Source organism: Microcella humidisoli, assembly GCF_024362325.1.
In the GTDB taxonomy this organism is placed as follows: Bacteria; Actinomycetota; Actinomycetes; order Actinomycetales; family Microbacteriaceae; genus Microcella; species Microcella humidisoli.
The window spans coordinates 1598596-1617341 of record NZ_CP101497.1 but is presented as its reverse complement, the minus strand read 5'-3'; the positions used below and the strand labels follow the sequence as shown (position 1 = coordinate 1617341).

Annotated in this window: 17 protein-coding genes and 1 tRNA gene; 6 read left to right on the top strand and 12 right to left on the bottom strand. The window is 71.8% G+C overall.

Annotated elements, in window-relative coordinates:
* Positions 1–50 precede the first annotated feature (50 nt).
* Positions 51–2426, bottom strand: a complete 2376-nt coding sequence (locus tag NNL39_RS07845; RefSeq protein ID WP_255158619.1) for an ATP-binding cassette domain-containing protein — start codon at positions 2424–2426, stop codon at positions 51–53.
* A 74-nt stretch (positions 2427–2500) separates the two neighbouring features.
* On the opposite strand from NNL39_RS07845, the gene NNL39_RS07840 reads away from it, so the two are divergent.
* Positions 2501–3949, top strand: coding sequence for a phytoene desaturase family protein (locus tag NNL39_RS07840; RefSeq protein WP_255158618.1), 1449 nt, complete (start codon positions 2501–2503; stop codon positions 3947–3949).
* On the opposite strand, the gene NNL39_RS07835 is transcribed toward NNL39_RS07840, so the two are convergent.
* From NNL39_RS07835 to NNL39_RS07815, 5 genes are all read right to left on the bottom strand, one after another.
* Complete coding sequence (locus NNL39_RS07835) at positions 3946–4926, bottom strand: squalene cyclase (RefSeq protein WP_255158617.1); 981 nt, start codon at positions 4924–4926, stop codon at positions 3946–3948. The genes NNL39_RS07840 and NNL39_RS07835 overlap by 4 nt on opposite strands.
* Before the next feature lie 51 nt (positions 4927–4977).
* Positions 4978–5235: a hypothetical protein gene (locus NNL39_RS07830; RefSeq protein ID WP_255158616.1), complete on the bottom strand. Its 258-nt coding sequence runs from the start codon at positions 5233–5235 to the stop codon at positions 4978–4980.
* Positions 5236–5716: 481 nt separating this feature from the next.
* The gene (locus NNL39_RS07825; RefSeq protein WP_255158614.1) at positions 5717–6097 is read right to left on the bottom strand and encodes a nitroreductase family deazaflavin-dependent oxidoreductase; all 381 of its coding nucleotides are present in this window, start codon (positions 6095–6097) and stop codon (positions 5717–5719) included.
* 86 nt (positions 6098–6183) lie between these two features.
* A tRNA-Ala gene (locus tag NNL39_RS07820) sits at positions 6184–6256 on the bottom strand.
* Positions 6257–6316: 60 nt separating this feature from the next.
* Positions 6317–7246, bottom strand: a complete 930-nt coding sequence (locus NNL39_RS07815) for a hypothetical protein (RefSeq protein WP_255158612.1) — start codon at positions 7244–7246, stop codon at positions 6317–6319.
* A 104-nt stretch (positions 7247–7350) separates the two neighbouring features.
* Between NNL39_RS07815 and NNL39_RS07810 the strand changes: the two genes are divergently transcribed.
* Positions 7351–8055, top strand: a complete 705-nt coding sequence (locus tag NNL39_RS07810; protein ID WP_255158610.1) for a hypothetical protein — start codon at positions 7351–7353, stop codon at positions 8053–8055.
* 10 nt (positions 8056–8065) lie between these two features.
* Here NNL39_RS07810 and NNL39_RS07805 read toward each other — a convergent pair whose 3' ends face one another.
* Positions 8066–8728, bottom strand: a complete 663-nt coding sequence (locus tag NNL39_RS07805; RefSeq protein WP_255158608.1) for a GNAT family N-acetyltransferase — start codon at positions 8726–8728, stop codon at positions 8066–8068.
* Positions 8729–8731: 3 nt separating this feature from the next.
* Positions 8732–9622, bottom strand: coding sequence for a UTP--glucose-1-phosphate uridylyltransferase GalU (galU, locus tag NNL39_RS07800; protein ID WP_255158606.1), 891 nt, complete (start codon positions 9620–9622; stop codon positions 8732–8734).
* Between the two features lie 63 nt (positions 9623–9685).
* Here galU and NNL39_RS07795 point away from each other — a divergent pair, with 63 nt between their 5' ends.
* Genes NNL39_RS07795 through mscL form a run of 3 tightly spaced genes read left to right on the top strand, consistent with a single transcriptional unit; the run spans position 9686 to position 11061 of the window.
* The gene (locus NNL39_RS07795) at positions 9686–10282 is read left to right on the top strand and encodes a 5-formyltetrahydrofolate cyclo-ligase (RefSeq protein ID WP_255158604.1); all 597 of its coding nucleotides are present in this window, start codon (positions 9686–9688) and stop codon (positions 10280–10282) included.
* Positions 10283–10336: 54 nt separating this feature from the next.
* A complete protein-coding gene (locus NNL39_RS07790; protein ID WP_255158602.1) occupies positions 10337–10603 on the top strand; it encodes an FmdB family zinc ribbon protein in 267 nt (88 codons plus the stop codon).
* Positions 10604–10629: 26 nt separating this feature from the next.
* Positions 10630–11061, top strand: a complete 432-nt coding sequence (gene mscL, locus NNL39_RS07785; protein ID WP_255158600.1) for a large conductance mechanosensitive channel protein MscL — start codon at positions 10630–10632, stop codon at positions 11059–11061.
* 51 nt (positions 11062–11112) lie between these two features.
* Here the strand turns inward: mscL and NNL39_RS07780 are convergent, their stop codons facing one another.
* Both NNL39_RS07780 and NNL39_RS07775 read right to left on the bottom strand, forming a co-directional pair.
* Positions 11113–11283: a hypothetical protein gene (locus NNL39_RS07780; protein WP_255158599.1), complete on the bottom strand. Its 171-nt coding sequence runs from the start codon at positions 11281–11283 to the stop codon at positions 11113–11115.
* Positions 11284–11314: 31 nt separating this feature from the next.
* On the bottom strand, positions 11315–15073 hold the full coding sequence (locus NNL39_RS07775; protein ID WP_255158597.1) for a DEAD/DEAH box helicase: 3759 nt from the start codon (positions 15071–15073) through the stop codon (positions 11315–11317).
* A 227-nt stretch (positions 15074–15300) separates the two neighbouring features.
* Between NNL39_RS07775 and NNL39_RS07770 the strand changes: the two genes are divergently transcribed.
* Positions 15301–16554, top strand: coding sequence for a coiled-coil domain-containing protein (locus tag NNL39_RS07770; protein WP_255158595.1), 1254 nt, complete (start codon positions 15301–15303; stop codon positions 16552–16554).
* 3 nt (positions 16555–16557) lie between these two features.
* Here the strand turns inward: NNL39_RS07770 and NNL39_RS07765 are convergent, their stop codons facing one another.
* Positions 16558–17208 (bottom strand): response regulator transcription factor, encoded by a 651-nt coding sequence (locus NNL39_RS07765; RefSeq protein WP_255158592.1) that lies wholly within the window; start codon positions 17206–17208, stop codon positions 16558–16560.
* Positions 17209–17218: 10 nt separating this feature from the next.
* Positions 17219–18613, bottom strand: a complete 1395-nt coding sequence (locus tag NNL39_RS07760; RefSeq protein ID WP_255158591.1) for a sensor histidine kinase — start codon at positions 18611–18613, stop codon at positions 17219–17221.
* Between the last annotated feature and the right edge of the window lie 133 nt (positions 18614–18746).

Here is an 18746-nt window from a genome sequence, read left to right as displayed (position 1 = left end):
AATTGCTCGACCAGGGCGCGCGGGAGGGCCCGCGACGCTCACGTCGACTCTCACCGCTCGGCGACGTACTCGGCGAGGTGCTGCCCCGTGAGCGTCGAGCGGGCGGCGACGAGATCGGCGGGCGTGCCCTCGAAGACGACGCGGCCGCCGTCGTGGCCCGCGCCCGGCCCGAGGTCGATGATCCAGTCGGCGTGCGCCATGACGGCCTGGTGGTGCTCGATGACGATGACCGACTTGCCGCTGTCGACGAGTCGGTCGAGCAGGCCGAGCAGGTTCTCGACGTCGGCGAGATGCAGGCCGGTCGTCGGTTCGTCGAGCACGAAGACCGCGCCCTTGTCGCCCATCTGCGTGGCGAGCTTCAGCCGCTGCCGTTCGCCGCCCGACAGCGTGGTGAGCGGCTGGCCGAGCGTCACGTACCCCAGCCCGACATCCACGAGGCGCGCGAGGATGGCGTGCGCGGCCGGCAGCGTCGCATCACCCGCGGCGAAGAACTGCTCCGCCTCGGAGACGGGCATCGTCAGCACCTCGCTGATGTTCTTGCCGCCGAGGGTGTACTCGAGCACGCTCGCCTGAAAGCGCCGACCCTCGCACTCCTCGCAGACGGTCGACACTGTGGCCATGGGCCCGAGGTCGGTGAAGATGAGACCGTTGCCGTTGCACGCGGGGCACGCGCCCTCAGAGTTGGCGCTGAACAGCGCGGGCTTCACCCCGTTGGCCTTGGCGAAGGCGCTGCGAATCGGATCGAGCAGGCCCGTGTAGGTCGCGGGGTTGCTGCGCCGGGATCCTCGAATGGCACCCTGGTCGATCGCCACGACTCCGTCGCGGTGTGCGACCGAACCGTGGATGAGCGAGCTCTTGCCCGAGCCCGCGACACCCGTGACGACGACGAGCACCCCGAGCGGAACATCCACGTCGATGTTCTGCAGGTTGTGCGACGAGGCGCCGCGCACCTCGAGAAGGCCCGTGGATGCCCGCACCGCACTCTTGAGCCGTGCGCGATCGTCGAGGTGCCGCCCCGTGAGAGTGCCGCTCGCCCGAAGCCCCTCGAGGGTGCCCTCGAACACGATCTCGCCGCCGGCGGTTCCCGCGCCGGGGCCGAGGTCGACGATGTGGTCGGCGATCGCGATGGCCTCGGGCTTGTGCTCGACGACGAGCACGGTGTTGCCCTTGTCGCGCAATTGCAGCAGCAGCTCGTTCATGCGCTGGATGTCGTGCGGGTGCAGGCCGACGGTCGGTTCGTCGAAGACGTACGTGACGTCGGTGAGCGATGACCCGAGGTGCCGGATCATCTTGGTGCGCTGCGCCTCGCCTCCCGAGAGCGTGCCCGAGGGCCGGTCGAGCGAGAGGTAGCCGAGACCGATGGTGACGAACGAGTCGAGCAGGCGCCGGAGGTTGGCCATGAGCGGTGCGACCGAGGGCTCGTCGATCGTGGCCGCCCACGCGGCGAGGTCGCTGATCTGCATGGCGCACGCGTCGGCGATGCTGATCCCGTTGATCGTCGACGAGCGCGCGCCGGCGTTGAGGCGTGTGCCCTCGCACTCCGGGCACAGCGTGAACGTGACGGCGCGCTCGACGAAGGCGCGAATGTGGGGCTGCAGCGCATCCACGTCTTTCGACAGCATCGACTTCTGAATCTTGGGAACGAGGCCCTCGTAGGTCATGTTCATCTTCTCGATCTTGACCTTGACCGGCTCTTTGTAGAGGAAGTCATTGCGCTCGGCCTCGGTGAAGTCGCGAATGGGCTTCGCCGGGTCGAAGAACCCTGACTCGATGAAGATGCGCACCATCCAGCCGTCGACCGTGTAGCCGGGGATCGTGAGGGCGCCGTCGAGCAGCGACTTCGACTCGTCGAACAGTTGCGTGAGGTCGATGTCGTTCACGCGCCCCATGCCCTCGCACCGCGGGCACATGCCGCCGAGGTAGGTCTCGTTCTCGATGACCGTCGTCGCACCCGTGCTCGTCGTGCGGGTTCCACTCGTCTGACTCGACGGGATGTTGAACGAGAAGGCGTTGGGCGAGCCGATGTGCGGCTCGCCGAGCCGCGAGAACAGGATGCGCAGCATCGCATTGGCATCGGTCGCCGTGCCGACCGTCGAGCGCGAGTTGGCGCCCATGCGCTCCTGATCGACGATGATCGCCGTCGTGAGCCCGTCGAGGCTGTCGACGTCGGGCCGGGCGAGGCTCGGCATGAAGCCCTGCACGAACGAGCTGTAGGTCTCGTTGATCATGCGCTGCGACTCAGCCGCGATCGTGCCGAACACGAGGCTCGACTTGCCCGAGCCCGAGACGCCCGTGAAGACGGTGAGCCGCCGTTTGGGCAGGTCGACGCTGACGTTCTTGAGGTTGTTCTCGTTCGCACCCTCGACGCGGATGATGTCGTGGCGGTCGGCGGGGTGCTGGTCGGCGGGGTGCGGCGTGCTCGTCATGAGCACAGTCTGGTGGCTCGGGGCGACACCATGCGAGGGCGGTCGCGCGCAGGTGCATGGGGCAGGATCGACCCGTGACCACCTCCGCCTCGCCCGATGTCGACGCTGTCGTTGTCGGCGCGGGGCCGAACGGACTCGTCGCCGCCGTGCGGCTCGCTGAGGCGGGCCTGCGGGTGCTCGTGCTCGAGGCGGCTGAGCACCCCGGCGGCGGGCTGCGCAGTGCCGAGCTGACGCTGCCCGGGTTCGTGCACGACCTCGGCGCGACCGTGCACGCCCTCGGCCTCGCCTCGCCGGCGATCCGGGCGCTCGACCTGCAGGCTGATCGTGATGGGCACAGCGGTCTTGAGCTCGTGCATCCGCCCACCCCGCTCGGCCACGCGATCGACGCGGGCCGCTCGGCGCTGCTGCACCGCTCGATCGACGCGACGGCCGAGGGCCTCGGCCGCGACGGGCGCGCCTGGCGCGGGATGCTCGCGCGCCTCTCCACGAATTGGCCGGGCCTCGCCGCCTCGGTGCTCGACCCGACCCGACTGCCGCCGCACGATCTGGGCGCGCTGCTCGGCTTCGGGGCGCGGGGGCTCTGGCCGGCGTCGCTCGTCGAGCGCACCGTCTTTCGCGACGAGCCGGCCCGCGCGCTGTTCGCGGGCCTCGCCGCCCATGCGGCCGTGCCGCTCGGGCAGCCGCTGACGACGGGCATCGGGCTCATGCTCGGCGGCCTCGCGCACGGGGTCGGCTGGCCCGTCGCCCGCGGCGGCTCGCAGTCGGTCGCCCACGCGCTCGTCGCTCGCCTGCTCGCGCTCGGCGGCGAGCTGCGCACGGGTCACCGCGTCACGTCGCTCGCCGAGCTGCCGAGCGCGAGCATCGTCGTGCTCGACCTCACCCCTCGGCAGGTGCGCGCGATCGCGGGCGACGCCTTGCCCGCGCGCTACGCCCGCCGCCTCGACCGCTGGCGGTACGGCGCCGGGGCGTTCAAGGTCGACTGGGCGCTCGACGGCCCCGTGCCGTGGGCCGACCCCGCGCTCGCCGGCGCCGGAACCGTGCACATCGGCACGGCCGAGCAGGTGGCTCGCACCGAGCGCGAGGCCGCGCGCGCCCGGCACGTCGACGACCCCTGGGTGCTCGCCGTGCAGGCGACGGTCGCCGACCCCACGCGCGCGCCCGCCGGCAAGCACACGCTGTGGGCCTACTGCCGGGTGCCCAATGGCTCGACCGTGGATGCTCTGCCCGCGATCGAGGCCCAACTCGAGCGCGTCGCCCCGGGGTTCCGCGAGCGCGTGCTCGGGCGGCACGTCATGGGCCCGGCCGCCCTCGAGGCGTGGAACGCCAACCTGGTCGGCGGCGACATCGGCGGCGGCGCGACCGACTGGCGGCAGCTCGCCGCCCGGCCCTCGCTCTCGCTTACGCCCTGGGCCACGCCCGTGCCGGGGCTGTACCTGTGCTCGTCGTCGACGCTTCCGGGCGGTGGGGTGCACGGCATGGGCGGCTGGAATGCGGCGGGTGCCGCGCTCGCCCGGCTGACCTAGGCGACCGAGTCCCACCAGCGCAGTACGCGGAGTGACAAGAAGGTCAGCCACGGCGACGGCGCGCCGACGGGCACGTCGAGCTCGAACCAGACGCGGCCCGGGTGGCGGCGCTCTTGCAGCCAGCTGCCGTCGGGCTGCTGGGCGGCACGAATGATCCCGATCGCGTCAGATGCCCGGTCATCGGGCGCGGTGCCCTCGAGCAGTGAGGCGCGTCGTAGGTAGTCCATGACGTTGAGGGCGCTGTAGACGTGGCGGAACGGGTAGCCGAAGTGCGTGGCCCAGGGCGCCACGAGCTCGCCGGTCGACTCTCGGTAGAGCATCCGTCGCCGCAGCAGGTAGTCGTGCGCCGCATGTCGCGCCGGGCGCAAACGGGTGTCGCCCGTGCGCTCCTCCCACTCCAGGATGCCCTTCAGCGCGTTGAGCGTCGAGTGGAAGCTCGACCGCACCGAGCCCTGGACCCACTCGCAGTTCCAGCCGCCCTCGGCCATCTGGTGCTCGGCGAACCACGTGGCGATCGCATCGACGTCGGCGCCGAGCCAGGGGCCGTTGGCGAGGGTGAAGCCGTTGATGCACGCGTCGACCTCGCCGCCCCAGTAGGGCAGGTCGTCGTACTCCCAGCGCGCGTTCGCGGCGAGCTTCTCGGCCGTGCCGGCGAGCGCCGCGGCGTCGAGGCCGAACTCGCGCAGGGTGTTCAGGGTCCAGGTGGTGGCGGTCCACGGCTGGCCCTCCTGGGCTTCCTCGCTGTCCCAGTCGAACCCCGCGGGGAAGTACGCGCCACCCGCCCACTGGCCGTCGGCATCCTGATGCGCCAGGAGCGCGGCGCCCATGCCCTCGGTGGCGACGCGGGCGCGAGTCGCCTGCCACACGTGCTCGGGCTCATCGGCCAGGTCGCGCTCGACCTGCCAGCGCAGGGCCGGGTCGGTGTCGAGCAGCCACTGCAACACGACCGAGTCGATCGGGGTGGGGTCGTTTGCCATGCCGCGAGCGTAGTGCGCCGCGCTACCGTGCGCTTTTTCTCAACGACTCTGTCACGTCGAGGTGTCTTGGTGAGCGAGTTGCCAGATGATGTCGATCTCACGGAACTCGTGTTCGTAGCAGCGTTGGTCTACCCCGCTGTCGACAGCCTCAGCGGGAATTCCGAACTGATAGCTTTCGTTCTTCTCGCCGTTGAGCACGAGGGCGTAGCCCTCAGCCGCTAGGCACGAGCGGTATCGGGAAAACCCCGACTCGTACTCATCCGAGCTAATGACACCATCGGCAACTGCTGTGGCTTGATCGTCAGACATCCATTCTGGCGTCGACGTTCCCACCGGAGCCGGACCCGCACACGCAACAAGCGCAGCCCCCACCGCGACACCGATAGCTGCCCACGTCACCCCTATCCGCATCTGTCTGCTCCTCGGGCTCATGGGGTCGAGAGCTCTCAGTCGGTCTCTTGCGGTGCGGCGTGCCGTCGATGCAGAGGGCCAACATAGGCGTCAAGCACGAGAAGAGTCACGACCACGAGTGCACCGATGACGGTCACCATAATGCCTATCGGGACGAGGTCAACCGTGTAGCCCGTCTCCGTATCGACATCGAAGTCTGACGCCACCCACACGACTGTCTGCCGAGTGGCCAAGAGCACGCTGCCCACAAGAAGGGCTACCGCCCCTACACCCCACAGCGCCCAGTAACTGAAGCGTGCACGGGCGGGGACCGAAGTATTCGTCGACATGGGCTGTAGTCAACCAGGAGGAAAGGCTCAGCGACACGAACTCGCCGAACTCAATGCGCGGATGCCGCCAGGTCAGTCAGCAAGTACTGCTCGAGCTTGAGCCACTTCGGTGGCCGCTGGGTGCCCTCCGGCAACAGCGCGAACGCCGTGGCCTCGTCGATGAGCCGCGGTTTCGTCACGACCACCTCAGTGCCTCCGGTGCGCAGCCGCGCCGACCCGGCGGCCAGTACGTTGCGCACCCAGTCGGAGTTCACGCCGTAGACCGGCACGAAGAGGTAGCCACCGTCGACAGCGTGCGCATCGAGAGGGGTCTGGTACTCACGACCCGACCTGCGCCCGACGTGAATGATCACGGGGCGCTCGCCCTTCGCGAGCTCGCGCGGATTGAAGGTCCACTTGTTCATGCGGGCCCACCATCGCGGCATCGGCATGGCTCGAACCCTATCGCCGAGACCGCTGTTCACGCGAGCGTGCGGCGACGGCTCGTCGAGCGATGTGAGAGCAGAGCGGGAGACGGTGGACCTGAGGGGATTCGAACCCCTGACCTCCTCGATGCGAACGAGGCGCGCTACCAACTGCGCCACAGGCCCGTGGTGCGTCGACCACATTACCATTCACGCGCGGGGCGCTCGACCGGGTGCCTCGCGGGCTCAGCCGGCGGCGCGACGGCGCTCGAGCACCTCGTCGAGGTCGGGCGCGCGCGTCGGCAGCCCGTCGACGAGGCCCATGCCGGCGAACCGGCTCGCGGCGGGTTGGGCGACCTCGGGCGACTTCGACTCCGAGGTGATGGAAGCCGCGGCGACGTCGAGGGATGCCGCGCGGGCTGCCGCCCGCTGCGCCCGCTCAGCCTCGGCGGCGGCAGCGGCGAGCGCGGCCGCGTGGTCGAGAGCCGGAGCCGCGGCCCCGGTCGGCACGACCGGCGCGCTGAGGTAGCTCGGCTTGGGCAGCGGCACGGGCGTCCACTCGCGGCGCGCGACCGCGGGAGCCCGACGCACCGGAGGTGCCAGATCGACGAACTCGGGGGCGGCGACACCCGCGACGGGAGCCGTGCGGCGGCGCTGCGCGCGCGCGAGGCCCGTGAGCAGCATCCCGCCGCTGATGGCGACGAAGGCTGCGAAACCGGCCCAGGCCCACGCTCCGAGAGCCACGGCAACGCCGATGCCGACGAGAGCGAGCAGGGTTGTGAGCGAGGTGAGGGCGCGCGACCGACGCAGCCGGCGCTGGCCGACGCGCGCGGCATCCATCTCGGCCATGAGGCCCGGCGCCGACTCGGTGAGTCGCGCCCGCAGGGCCCGCTGCGCGGCGGCCTCGCGCGCGCGTTCGATCGCCGCGAGCTCGCGCTGCCGGGCGGCGAGTGAGCGCTGCTGCGCCGCGACGTCGCGCGCCGTCAGCTCGGCGCGCACCGACTCGGGCACCTCGGCCGCGTGCGCCATGATGCGCAACGTCTGCTGCAGGCGGATGGCGTTGCGCTCGGTCGCGAGGTACTCGCGGCGGCGGCGCCACATCGGCACGAGGTAGAGCAGCCACAGCCCAGCGGCGATCGCGATGAGGATCGCCGTGCCGCCGCCCGTGGACTCCATGCGGCAAAGGTACGATTCACGAGCCGATGCGGTCGGCAGGTCGGCGGAGTGTTGGCAGACCGGAGGCCGCATCCCCCTTCCCCCACCCCCTCTCAAAGGACACCATGTCGTCGACCCCTGCCCCCGCGCCCGCCGAAGCCGCCGCTGCACCCGCGGAGAAGACCGGCCTGCGCGCCTTCTTCGGCAACGCCGAGCTGCTCATCGTCATCCTGCTCGGCATCGTCTCGGTCGCCACCGCCTGGGTGTCGTTCCAGGCGGCGCTCTACGACGGCCAGACTGCCAAGTCGCTCTCGCTCTCGCAGAGCGCGACAGCCGAGGCCGAGTCGCTCTACCTCGAAGGCAACCAGGAGTACGTGCAGGATGCGCAGACCCTCGCCCGCCTGACCGAGCTGCAGGCACAGATCGACGCGGGCGACCCCGTCGCCGCCCAGGTCTACGACGCCCTGTTCTTCGTCGCCGTGAGCGAGCACTTCGGTGCCGCGATCGAGCGCACCGACGCGATCAACGCCGCCGACACCGAGTTCTACACGAGCCCGCTCGACGACGAGGAGTACCAGAACGTGCTGTTCGGCGCCTACGGCGAGAAGAGCGAGGAGGCCGTCGAACTGACGAAGCAGGCCGACGAGCTCGATGCTCGCGGCGACTGGCTCACGCTCACGACCGTGCTCATGGCCATCTCGCTGTTCCTGCTCGGTGTCGCCGCCGTCGTGCGCGCGCGCCGCGTGCAGTACGCGCTCATCGTCATCGGCTCGGCGATCTTCGTGTTCGCCGCCGCCATCATGCTGACGATCCCCGTCACCTGGGTCTGAGGTCCGCCGATCACCGCACGGGCGGCAGGCTGATGCCCCGGCGTGCGGCGATGACATCCAGCTCAGGGATGCTCGCCGCACCCGGGGGAACCCGCCCCGCCTTCCAGCGCTGCAGCACGCCCTGCGGCACCTCTTCGACCGTGAGCGCGAAGCAGAAGTGGTCGCGCCAGTCGCCGTTGATGTGGATGTAGCGCCGCCGAAGCCCCTCGTACCGGAACCCGAGCTTCTCGACGACCCGCAGGCTGGGCGCGTTCTCGGGACGGATGCAGATCTCCATTCGGTGAAGTCCGACGGTGAAGAACACGTGGTCGGTGGCGAGCGCGACAGCCGTGGGCGTGAGCCCGCGCCCGGCGAACCCCGCCCCCACCCAGTAGCCGATCGTCGCCGAGGCGAGCGAGCCGTAGGTCATGCCGCTCACGTTGAGCTGGCCCGCGAGTCGACCGTCCGTCTCGATGATGAACGGCAGGCCGGTTCCCGCGCGCGCGGCGCTCAACAGGCTGCGGATGCTCCCCCGCGTATCCCAGTGCAGGGGCGCCGACGGGCTGGTCGCCTCCCACGGCCGCAGCCAGCTGCGGCTCTCAATCAGCTCCGACTCGAGCGCGCGCGCGTCGCGCACCCGGATGGGACGCAGCACCGTCGCGCCATCGCGCAGCGTGGGGATGATCGATGCCACGCCTCAGTCTAAGCGCGCGGCGAATTCCTTCAGCCAGGGGCGCAGCTCGGGCCCGAGGTCGTCGCGGTCGACAGCGAGCTGCACGATCGCCTTGATGTAGTCGAGGCGATCACCCGTGTCGTACCGGCGGCCGCGGAACACGACGCCGTAGACGCCGCCGTTCTCGGGCTGCTGGGCGAGCTCGAGCAGGGCATCCGTCAATTGGATCTCGCCGCCCTTGCCCGGCGCCGTGTGCTCGAGGATGTCGAAGATCTCGGGCCGCAGCACGTACCGGCCGATCACGGCGTAGTTCGAGGGCGCCGTGCCGGGCGCGGGCTTCTCGACCAGGTCGACGACCTTCACGACGTCGGGGTCGTCGGTCGGCTCGATCGTGGCGACGCCGTAGAGGTGCGCTTGCGCGGGATCGACCTCGAGCAGGGCGATGACGCTCGTGTTGTGCGACTCGTGCACGTCGATCATGCGCTCGAGCAGCGGATCGCGCGGGTCGATGATGTCGTCGCCGAGCAGCACCGCGAAGGCCTGACGCCCCACATGCATGTGGGCGCGCAGCACGGCGTGGCCGAGGCCGAGCGGATCGCCCTGCCGCACGTAGTGCATGTCGGCGAGGCCCGTGGAGTACTCGACCTTGGCGAGCTTCTCGGTGTCGCCCTTAGCCTCGAGCGTCGCCTCGAGCTCGCCGACGCGGTCGAAGTGGTTCTCGAGCGCATTCTTGTTGCGCCCCGTGATCATGAGCACGTCGGTGAGGCCCGCGCCGACCGCCTCTTCGACGACGTACTGGATGGCGGGCTTGTCGACCACCGGCAGCATCTCTTTCGGCATCGCCTTCGTGGCGGGCAGGAACCGGGTGCCGAGTCCCGCAGCGGGGATCACGGCCTTGCTGATGCGCGGGGTCATGGGCTCAGCGTATCGGGGAGGCCGTTTCGAGCCCCGGGCTTGCCACAGCCGTAGCATGGCGGTATGCCCTCCGAGCCCGACGGCGACGCGATCGCGACCAAGCGCGCCCTGCGCGCCGAACTGCGCGGTCGGCGGCGCATCCGGCCGCAGCACGAGCGCGAGGCGGCGACCGAGGCGCTCACGACCCAGCTCATCGCCCTCACGTCGACGCTCGGGCCGCGCTCGCTCGCCTGCTACCTCGCGACGCCCGACGAGCCCGAGACGCGCCCGTTCCTCGCCTGGGCGTGCGCGCAGGGCATCCGCGTGCTGCTGCCCGTCTCGCGCGACGACGGGCTGCTCGACTGGGCGCCGTACGACGCCGCCGACGAGCGGCTCGACGTGATCGGCATGCCCGTGCCGACGACCGAGCTGCTCGGGCCGATCGCCGTCAACGACGTCGGGCTCATCCTCGTTCCCGCCGCCGCGGTCGACCGATCGGGCATGCGCATGGGCTGGGGGCGCGGCTACTTCGACAAGACGCTCGGCTCGATGGACCGCCGCCCGCCCGTGTTCGCAATCGTGTTCGACGGCGAGCTCGTCGACGAGCTGCCGCGCGAACGCCACGACCAGGGGGTTGACGGCGCAGTGACCCCGAGCGGCATCACGCGCTTCACCGCCTGACCGCGGTTCGGGGGGATGCTCGGCCCGCCGTATCCTGGAGGGTGGAGGTCTTTCATGCCCACGTACTCGTACCGCTGCACGGAGTGCTCGACCGCGTTCGACATTCAGCAGGCCTTCACCGACGACTCGCTCACCGAGTGCCCGACCTGCCAGGGTCGGCTGCGCAAGGTGTTCTCGGCGGTCGGCGTGACCTTCAACGGCTCGGGGTTCTACCGCACCGACAGCCGCTCCACGACGAGCTCGACCGACTCGGGGTCATCGTCGGGGTCTGCTGCCCCCGCGAGCACCCCGGCCCCCGCGGCCACTCCCGCCGCCAGCTAGACGCGTTCGGTCGCTAGCATCGGGGCATGCTCAAAGGTTTTCGTGAATTCATCCTGCGCGGCAACGTCATCGACCTCGCCGTCGCCGTCGTCATCGGGGCGGCCTTCACCGGAGTCGTGAATGCCATCGTCACGGCCGTCATCAACCCCGCAATCGGGGCGCTCTTCAACGCCGCCACGCTCGAGAAGGCCCTGCCGGTCGTCATTCCGACGGTCTCGGGCGACGAGGCCGTGCTCTACTTCGGCGCGGTCATCGGCGCGGTTCTCAACTTCCTCATCGTCGCCGCGGTCGTCTACTTCGCGCTCGTCGCGCCCGTGAACCACCTGCGGCGCCGTGCCGAGCAGCGCCGCCTGGCCGGTCAGCCCGCCGACGAAGCGGCGCCGCCGACCGAGCTCGAGCTGCTCGCCGAGATTCGCGACCTGCTCGCGAAGCGCGACGCAGCACCGCCCGCGGCGTAGAGCCGCGCAACGTTGCCGCCCGCGGGCGGCGACGTCAGTAGTGCGGCGACGTCAGTAGTGCGGCGGCTTCTCGGCCGTGAGGCGCTCGTCGTTCTCGTCGAGCCGATGCCGTGCGGGTTCGGGGCTCGGAGCGGGATCCGACCCGGGCGGTGGAGGCGTCGTGGCCCGGCGCGCCCCGCGGGCGCGGCCGCTCGGGGCGCGCCCCGCATCCACCTCGTTCATGCCCTCCAGGGTACGCGAGCGCGCGGCGGGGTCAGCGGGTGATGGCGAGCTCGTCGGTGGGGTGATCGGAGCCGCGGCCCAGCACCGGACCCGTGCCGGCGGGCGCTGAGGGCGCACCGCCCGCGAGGGCGACAACGCGGTCAGCCACCGCTTCGGGGTCGCTGAACAGCTCGAACACGTGCACGCGTGCATAGTGCCAGCCGAGGCGGCGCAGCAGGTCGGGCCGCAGGCGCAGCGACTCGCGCAGGCTGAGGTGCCCGAGCGCCGCATCCGTCTCGATCGCGACGCAGTAGCCGCCGCGGCTCGCCACGAGCGGCAGCTTGCCGCGGTGCCCGAGCGCCACGGTCATGCCGCGGGCCTCGAGGCGACGAGCCAGGTCGATGAGCATAGGGTCGCTGTCGTCGGGCAGCTCGACCGCGGTGCGGCGCGCCTCGATGTCGGCGAACAGGTCGGCGAGCGCGCGGGCGCCGTGCGAGAGCCGGTCGTCGTCGAGATCGCTCGGGCGGATGCAGCTGACGATGCGCACGTAGCGCCGCGCCCGCGTCATCGCGACGGCGAGCAGACGGTCGCCGCCCGCGCGCCCGAGCGAGCCGAACTCGCTCAGCACGCGGCCGTGCGGGGTGCGGCCGAAGCCGATCGAGAAGATGACGCGGTCGCGCGACTGCGCCACCGACTGCTCGATCGTGAGCACCGCGAAGGGCTCGGGGCGGTCGCCGAGCAGCACGTCGTGCAGATCGGGCCGGTGCGTGAGCGCCTCGAGCACCGCGGTGTGCACGCGCGCGGCGTGCTTGGCGCTCGCCGTGACGACCATGAGCGACTCGTTCGGCCGCGCGGTGGCGTGCTCGATCACGAGGTCGACGGTGCGGCGTACTTCGACGTCGACGCTCTCGATCGCGCCCGTGTCGTCGTCGGGCATGCCGTGACCGTCGTCGAGGTAGTCGACCGCGATCGAGGGATGCCCGAGGAACGACCCGGCCCACGGCAGCGACTCGATGCGGCCGGCGTAGAACCTCCGGTTCACGAGCTCGGCGAGGTCTTCACCGCCGGCGCGGTACGAGCGCGTGAGGGAGAGCGCGGGCAGCAGCTCGCTCAACTGGAAGAGGGCGGATGCGGCGTGCCGGGCATCCACATCGCCGTCATCGACGGGGTCGCCGACCGCGATCGCGAACGGCGCGGGAGCCTGAGTCACCGGATCGCCCACGGCGACGACCTGGCGGGCACGGCGCACCGAGCCGGCGACCTCGGCGACCGTGACGGCGCCCGCGTCGAGCAGCAGCACGGTGTCGAAAGGAATCTCGTCGCTGATCTCGTGCACGTCGTAGGGCGAGGCGAGCCACACGGGCGCGATCGGGCGGCTCAAGTGCGGGGCCTCGCGCTGCAACTGCATCGAGGTGATCGAGCCGCTCTTGAGCAGGGCCTTGAGCGCCGCGGCCTCGTCGGGCCAGTCGGTGATGCCGATGGACCAGTTCTCGGCGAGCTGCCACGCGAGCAGCTGCGCGCTGCCCGCCGCGTGCGCCTCGTCGACGAGCCGGAAGTCGGCCTCGAGGCGGTCGAGCACGCTCGGCTCGGCGCCGAGCAGAGCACGATCGTGCTGCAGCAGGCTGTCGAGCGCCGAGCGCCACCAGGCGAGCTCGAGCTCGGCCGCGACCTGCGACTGCGGCACGTGCCGCGCGGCGAGGTCGCTCAGCAGCGGCCCGACATCCCAGCGCTCGAGCCGCTCGAGCAGGGCGGTGCGCTCCTGCAGGTTGGCGAGCACGTCGCTCTCGGCGGCGAGACCCTCGAGCAGGGCGTGCAGCTCGGCCAGCGGGCGGTGGGCGAGCTGCTGGTCACGGCTGTGGTGGCCGAGCGGAGCATCCAGCGCCTCGAGATCCTGCTCCACCTGCTGGTAGGCGACGGCCACATCGGCGATGCCGACGGGCACGGTCGGCGTGAGCCCCGTGGGTACGAAGCGCTGCCACAGCACGCGCTGCTGCTGGATGCGCACGAGCGCCTCGTGCAGGTCGCTGACGGCGACGCCCGGCCGCAGGTACTCCTTGGCGAGGCCCTTCAGTCGTCGACGGGTGGCCGCGGGCATCGTGCTCGCCTCGCGACGCGGGGCCGTGGCGGCGATGAGCTCGCTGAGCGAGCGGTCGAACACGGCTGGCTGGAACTTGTCGAGCGTGTCGCGCAGGTCAGAGAGCAGGCGCAAGTACACGCCGAGCTCGGCGATCGTCTCGAAGGGGCGCATCGGGGTCGCGCCGATGAGGGCACGACCGCGCTCGACGAGGCGCGGGACGAGCTCGTGGTGCAGGCGGCGGGCGCGCTCCTGCGCGTGCGCGGCGTCGTCGCCCGTCGTGAAGCGCGCGCCGTACCAGGGTGAATCGCCCGGGCCGTAGCTGAACTGGCCGAGCTCCGCGGCATGCACCATGGCGGCCGCGGCCTCGCTGCGGTCGGCGGCGAGCAGCTCGACGGCCGCACGGCTAAGGCGCGCGCGCGTCGTCGGCGGCGTCGGCAGCAGCTGCAGCCGGCTGAGCTCGGCGATGCAGTCGAGCACGCTGATGCCAAGCTCGGCGTCGGGGCGCCCGAGCGCTTCGCGGTAGTCGACGAGCACCGTGCGCAGGCGCACGAGGGCGTCATTGACGTCGGCGACGCGCGGGCGCTGCGCCTTCTCGTTGCGGCCGATCGCCCGGATGAGGTCGCGTCGCAGCGTCGCCGCGGCGACAGCCGTGGCGGGCAGCCCGATGTCGACGAAGCGCTGCGCGATCGTGCGCAGTGTCGCGCGCCGCGGGCTCACGACGAGCACGCGCTTGTTCTGCGCCACGAGCGCGCCGAGCGCGTTGACCACCGTCTGCGTGCCGCCCGTGCCGGGCAGGGTCTTGACCACGATCGAGTTGCCGGCCGCGATGCTCGCGATCACCTGCTCTTGCTCGGCATCGGCGTCGAGCAGCAGCAGGTCGGTCTCGGGCGGGCGCTGATCGGCGGGCATCGCCTCCACCGGCGACTGGCCCTCCTGCACCGCCCAGCGCGCGCTCGTATTGCCCGCGAGCGCGTCGAGCACGGGGTGCGCGAGGTCGTGGGCGTCGGCCACCATCGCGGGGCCGACCTCGGCGAACGTGCTGACGACGAGGCGTGGGCTGATCGTGAAGCCCTCGAGGTGCGCGGTGAGCCCGCGCAGGCGATCGAGCGGCGGGTTGGGCTTGAAGGCCTCGCCGTCGTGGGCGAGGGCGACGAAGGCGTCTTCGTCGAGGTGCAGCGAGAACTGGGCGGCGAGCGCCCGCACCAGGGCCGGGTTGACGCCGACGCGTCCGGTGAGCGTGAGCTCCACATCCCGACCCCGACGCCGCAGGCGCAAGGGGCGCAGCAGCAGCGGGGCGCAGTGATCGACGCCGTCGTGCTGCCAGGCCACGAGACCGATGCCGAGGGCGACGGCGTCGATGCCGCGCACGCTCGCGAGCTCGACCCCGAGGTCGGCGATGCGCTCGGCCGCGACGCGCGCCTGCCGCAGGGCGACGTCGTCGCGCACGAGGTTGCTGAGCAGGGTCGGGCTGCCCGCGATGAAGCGTGCGAGCCCGCCCGGGTGGCTCGTGCCGAGCTCGATGCGACCGCGCGGGTCGTCGGTGAAATGCAGCAGCGTGCTCGCCCCGCCGACGCGCGCGAGTTCGACCCGCCAGCGGTCCCAGATGGGGGCGGCGACGTTCATCGGCACGACCCGGGGGTCGTCGAACCGCACCGACGAGGCATCGAGCGGGTTCTCACCGCTCGCCTCGCCGGCGTCGATCTCATGATCGTCGTATCGGTCGGCGCGCCACACGCGGCCACTGTATGTCTGGCGGGCCGGAGTTCTGGGGATTTGGCCCGGTCTGCCGCGGTTTCGAGCGCGACACGACGGCGGACGGTCACGACTCGTGCCGCTCGTCGTTCGCCGTTCAGGAAGCGCGGCGGGCAGGACCGGTTCGGGGCGTGGTGCGCCGCGTGTCGCGCGCGGTGGCGTCAATCTTCCTGAACCAGCAGCAGTGCGCGGCTCTCTAGAATCGGTGCGTGGAGCTCGTGGGCGGTCTCGTGTCGGCGATCGTCGCCGCGGGCACGACCGTGCTCGTCGTCGTCGCTGCTGTGCTCATCGGCGGCATCGTCGTCGTCGCGCGGCGCCGCGGCCGCTCGGGCCGGCTCGTGAAGGCCCCCGACGACATCCGCCGCCGCGCCGGCTCGGCCCTCGTGCGGGCCGACGACCGCATCGGCGAGGGCGAGGCCGACGTCGAGTTCGCGATCGCCCAGTTCGGCGAGCGCGCCGCGCAGGATTACCGCGGTGCCGTGCGTCGGGCCCGCGCCGACCGCGACGAGATCTTCCGGCTGCACCGGCTCATCGACGCCGAGCCCGAGGCGGGGCTCGCGAACCGCGAGCGCGCCGACCGCATCGTCATGCTCGCCGACCGCATCGAGCGCGGCCTGGGCGAGCAGGCGGCAGCCTTCCGCGACCGCCGCTCGCTCGAATCGACCGCGCCCGACCGCCTCGACCGGCTGCGCTCACGCATCGCGGAGGCGCGCGCCCGACTGACCGAGGCGACGCGGCAACGGGATGCCCTCCTCGCCCGGCACGCCCGCACCGCGCTCGGCGCCGCCGCCGACGCGCCCGAGCGCGCCACCCGCGAGCTCGATCGTGCCGAGGGCCTGGCGGCGGATGCTGTCCCGGGCAGCACGGCCCCCGCGAGCAGCGTCATGGCGACCATCAGCGAGGCCGAGCGGCTGCTGTTCTCGGCCGAGGAGGCGCTCGAGCAGGTGCCGGCCGCGGCCGCGCGGCTCGATGATGCAGGCGACGCTCTGCGCCGACTGCGCGACGACGCACGCGTGGCGCGCACCGAAGCGCTCGAGGCCGCCGGCGCCGCACCCGACGGCGACACGGGTGTCGCGATCACCGAGGCCGTGGCGCAGCTCGACCGCGCGGCGGACGCCGACCCGGCGGGAGCCGACGACCCCATCGAGCGGCTGGGGCAACTGCGCGCCGCGATGGACGCCGTCGAGGTGTCGCTCGCCTCGTCGCGCACGCAGGCGCAGCGCCTTGCGCACGCGCGCGAGGCGTACCACGCGGCGCGCGTGCAGGCCGAGGCGCAGGTGCTCGTCGCGCGCGACGCCGTCGGCTCGGGCGGCTCGGCGGGCGCGCGGGCACGACTGGAGGATGCGGTCGACGAGCTGCGAGCATCCCGCAGCATGCTCGACACCGACCCGGTCGGCGCGCTCGACGCCGTACGCCGCGCCCTCACGCATGCGCGCGACGCCGAGGTGCTCGCCCGCTACTGAGCGCTACTGAGCCTGCAGCCAGGCCAACACGGCGAGCACGCGGCGGTGGTCGCCGTCGGCGGCGTCGAGGCCGAGCTTGGCGAAGATCGCCGAGATGTGCTTCTCGACGGCGCCCACCCCGATGAACAGGGCCCCGGCGATCGCCCCGTTGGTGCGGCCCTGCGCCATGAGCTCGAGCACGTCGCGCTCGCGCGCCGTGAGCGACTGCAGCGGGTCGACGCGACGCGCCATGAGCTGCGTGATGACCTCGGGGTCGAGCACCGTGCCCCCCGCGGCGACCCGGTCGAGCGCATCCCGAACCTCGTCGAGCGAGACGACGCGGTCTTTCAGCAGGTAGCCCACGCCGCCGGTGCCGGCCGCGAGCAGCTCTTGCGCGTAGGCCACCTCGACGTACTGCGACAGCAGCAGGATCGCGATCGAGGGATGCCGCCGCCGCAGCTCGATCGCCGCGCGCACGCCCTCGTCGCGGAACGTCGGCGGCATGCGCACATCGAGCACGACGGCGTTCACCTCGAGCGACGGCACCGCCGCGAGCAGTGCCTCCGCGTCGCCGAACGCCCCGACCACCTCGACCCCGGCGTCGCGCAGCACGCGAACCAGCCCTTCGCGCAGCAGCACCGAATCATCGGCGACCGCGACGCGAAGGGCTGACATGCCCTCCAGATTAGGCACTCGGCTCGCTGCCGTCGGCAGGGGCGAGGGATGCGGAGCCCACGCCCGCGAGCGGCAGCGCCACCCGCACGGTGGTCGGGCCGCCGTCGGGGCTCGAGATCTCGAACGTTCCGCCCATGCCCGCCGCGCGGTCGCGCAGCCCCGCGAGGCCGTGCCCGACCGACTCGACCGCGCCGCCGACGCCGTCGTCGGTCACGGCGACGACGAGCGCGCCGTCGACGGTCGTGACGCTCAGCGTGATGGCGCTCGCCTGCGAGTGCTTGGCGGCGTTCGCGATGAGCTCGCTCGCCACGAAGTAGGCGTTGCGCGCCACCTCGTCGGGCAGGTTCGCGGTCGCGCCGAGCTCGGTCTCGAGCGTGACGGGGATGCTCGACCGCGTCGCGAGCGACTCGAGCGCGGCGAACAGCCCGCGGTCGAGCAGCAGCGGCGGCGCGAAACCGCGCGACAGGTTGCGCAGTTCGTCGAGCGCGTCCTGCGCCTGGCGCCGGGCATCCTGGATCAGACCGGCGGCCTCATCGGGGTTCTCGGCGAGGCGGCGCTCGGCGGCGGCGAGATCCATCTGCAGGCGGATGAGGCGCTGCTGCGGTCCGTCGTGGATGTCGCGCTCGATGCGGCGCAGGGCCGAGCCCTCGGCCGCGACGGCCGCCTGACGCGAGGTGAACAGGCTCGACACCTGCTGCTCCAGCTGCTCGTTGGTGAAGCGTCCGAGGAAGGGGCGGGCGATCGCCGCGTGCAGCCAGGTGAGGCCGCGCAGCACGTAGGGCAGGGTGACGAGGGCGATGACGCCGAGCACGATCGCCACGATCACGGCAACGGGCGCGAAGTTCTCGACCCACTCGTTCGGAATGACCCAGCTGCCGCCGTCGCGACCCTCGATGACCCAGCGGTCGAGGTCGAAGAAGGCGACGCGGATGGGGACGGCGATGCTCGCCGCGATGAGCGACAGCCACACGGTGACGACGATGAAGCTCAGCGTCGCGATGATCGGCGCGACGATGGCGCCGTGCAGCAGGCTCAGCCAGTAGCGACCGTTCGCGAGCGGTCGCAGCCAGCGCTTCCACCACACGATGCTCGGGTCGTTGGGCCACGCCGGTTCGGTGATCGGCGTCTCGCCCGACCAGCGCAGACGGATGACCTCGAAGGTTCCGGTGTAGCGCGCGAGCAGCAGGGTGAGGGCGAGCAGGTAGATGCCGACGATGACGATGAGCAGGCTCACGGCCGTCGAGACGAACGAGCTGAGCGCCACCGAGACGGTGATGGCGATCACGAAGGTCGGCAGCAGGTAGCCAAGAGCGCGCGGCACGCGGCGCCACAGGGCGCCGTAGCTCCAGCTGTCGGCGACGGCGGGCACCGCGGCGGGAGCCGGGGCTGCGGGGGCGGTGGTCATGGGATTCTCCTGAGGTCAGACTGCCACGGCGCACGGCGCGCCGGGGTGACTCCAGCCTCGCGATCGGCCGCGTGCGGCGGCATCCGAGCCACCCCCGAACCGTGCGGGGGCAATCCCCCGTGCCGGTGCCTCA

Bases quoted from the DNA above. Each gene is read 5' to 3' on its own strand.
- NNL39_RS07810 (WP_255158610.1), top strand. From the start codon at position 7,351: ATGTCGTCGACCCCTGCCCCCGCGCCCGCCGAAGCCGCCGCTGCACCC.
- NNL39_RS07825 (WP_255158614.1), bottom strand. From the start codon at position 6,097: ATGCCGATGCCGCGATGGTGGGCCCGCATGAACAAGTGGACCTTCAAT.
- NNL39_RS07835 (WP_255158617.1), bottom strand. From the start codon at position 4,926: ATGGCAAACGACCCCACCCCGATCGACTCGGTCGTGTTGCAGTGGCTG.
- NNL39_RS07765 (WP_255158592.1), bottom strand. From the start codon at position 17,208: ATGTCAGCCCTTCGCGTCGCGGTCGCCGATGATTCGGTGCTGCTGCGC.
- NNL39_RS07845 (WP_255158619.1), bottom strand. From the start codon at position 2,426: ATGACGAGCACGCCGCACCCCGCCGACCAGCACCCCGCCGACCGCCAC.
- mscL (WP_255158600.1), top strand. From the start codon at position 10,630: ATGCTCAAAGGTTTTCGTGAATTCATCCTGCGCGGCAACGTCATCGAC.
- galU (WP_255158606.1), bottom strand. From the start codon at position 9,622: ATGACCCCGCGCATCAGCAAGGCCGTGATCCCCGCTGCGGGACTCGGC.
- NNL39_RS07830 (WP_255158616.1), bottom strand. From the start codon at position 5,235: ATGTCTGACGATCAAGCCACAGCAGTTGCCGATGGTGTCATTAGCTCG.
- NNL39_RS07790 (WP_255158602.1), top strand. From the start codon at position 10,337: ATGCCCACGTACTCGTACCGCTGCACGGAGTGCTCGACCGCGTTCGAC.
- NNL39_RS07815 (WP_255158612.1), bottom strand. From the start codon at position 7,246: ATGGAGTCCACGGGCGGCGGCACGGCGATCCTCATCGCGATCGCCGCT.
- NNL39_RS07780 (WP_255158599.1), bottom strand. From the start codon at position 11,283: ATGAACGAGGTGGATGCGGGGCGCGCCCCGAGCGGCCGCGCCCGCGGG.
- NNL39_RS07760 (WP_255158591.1), bottom strand. From the start codon at position 18,613: ATGACCACCGCCCCCGCAGCCCCGGCTCCCGCCGCGGTGCCCGCCGTC.
- NNL39_RS07795 (WP_255158604.1), top strand. From the start codon at position 9,686: ATGCCCTCCGAGCCCGACGGCGACGCGATCGCGACCAAGCGCGCCCTG.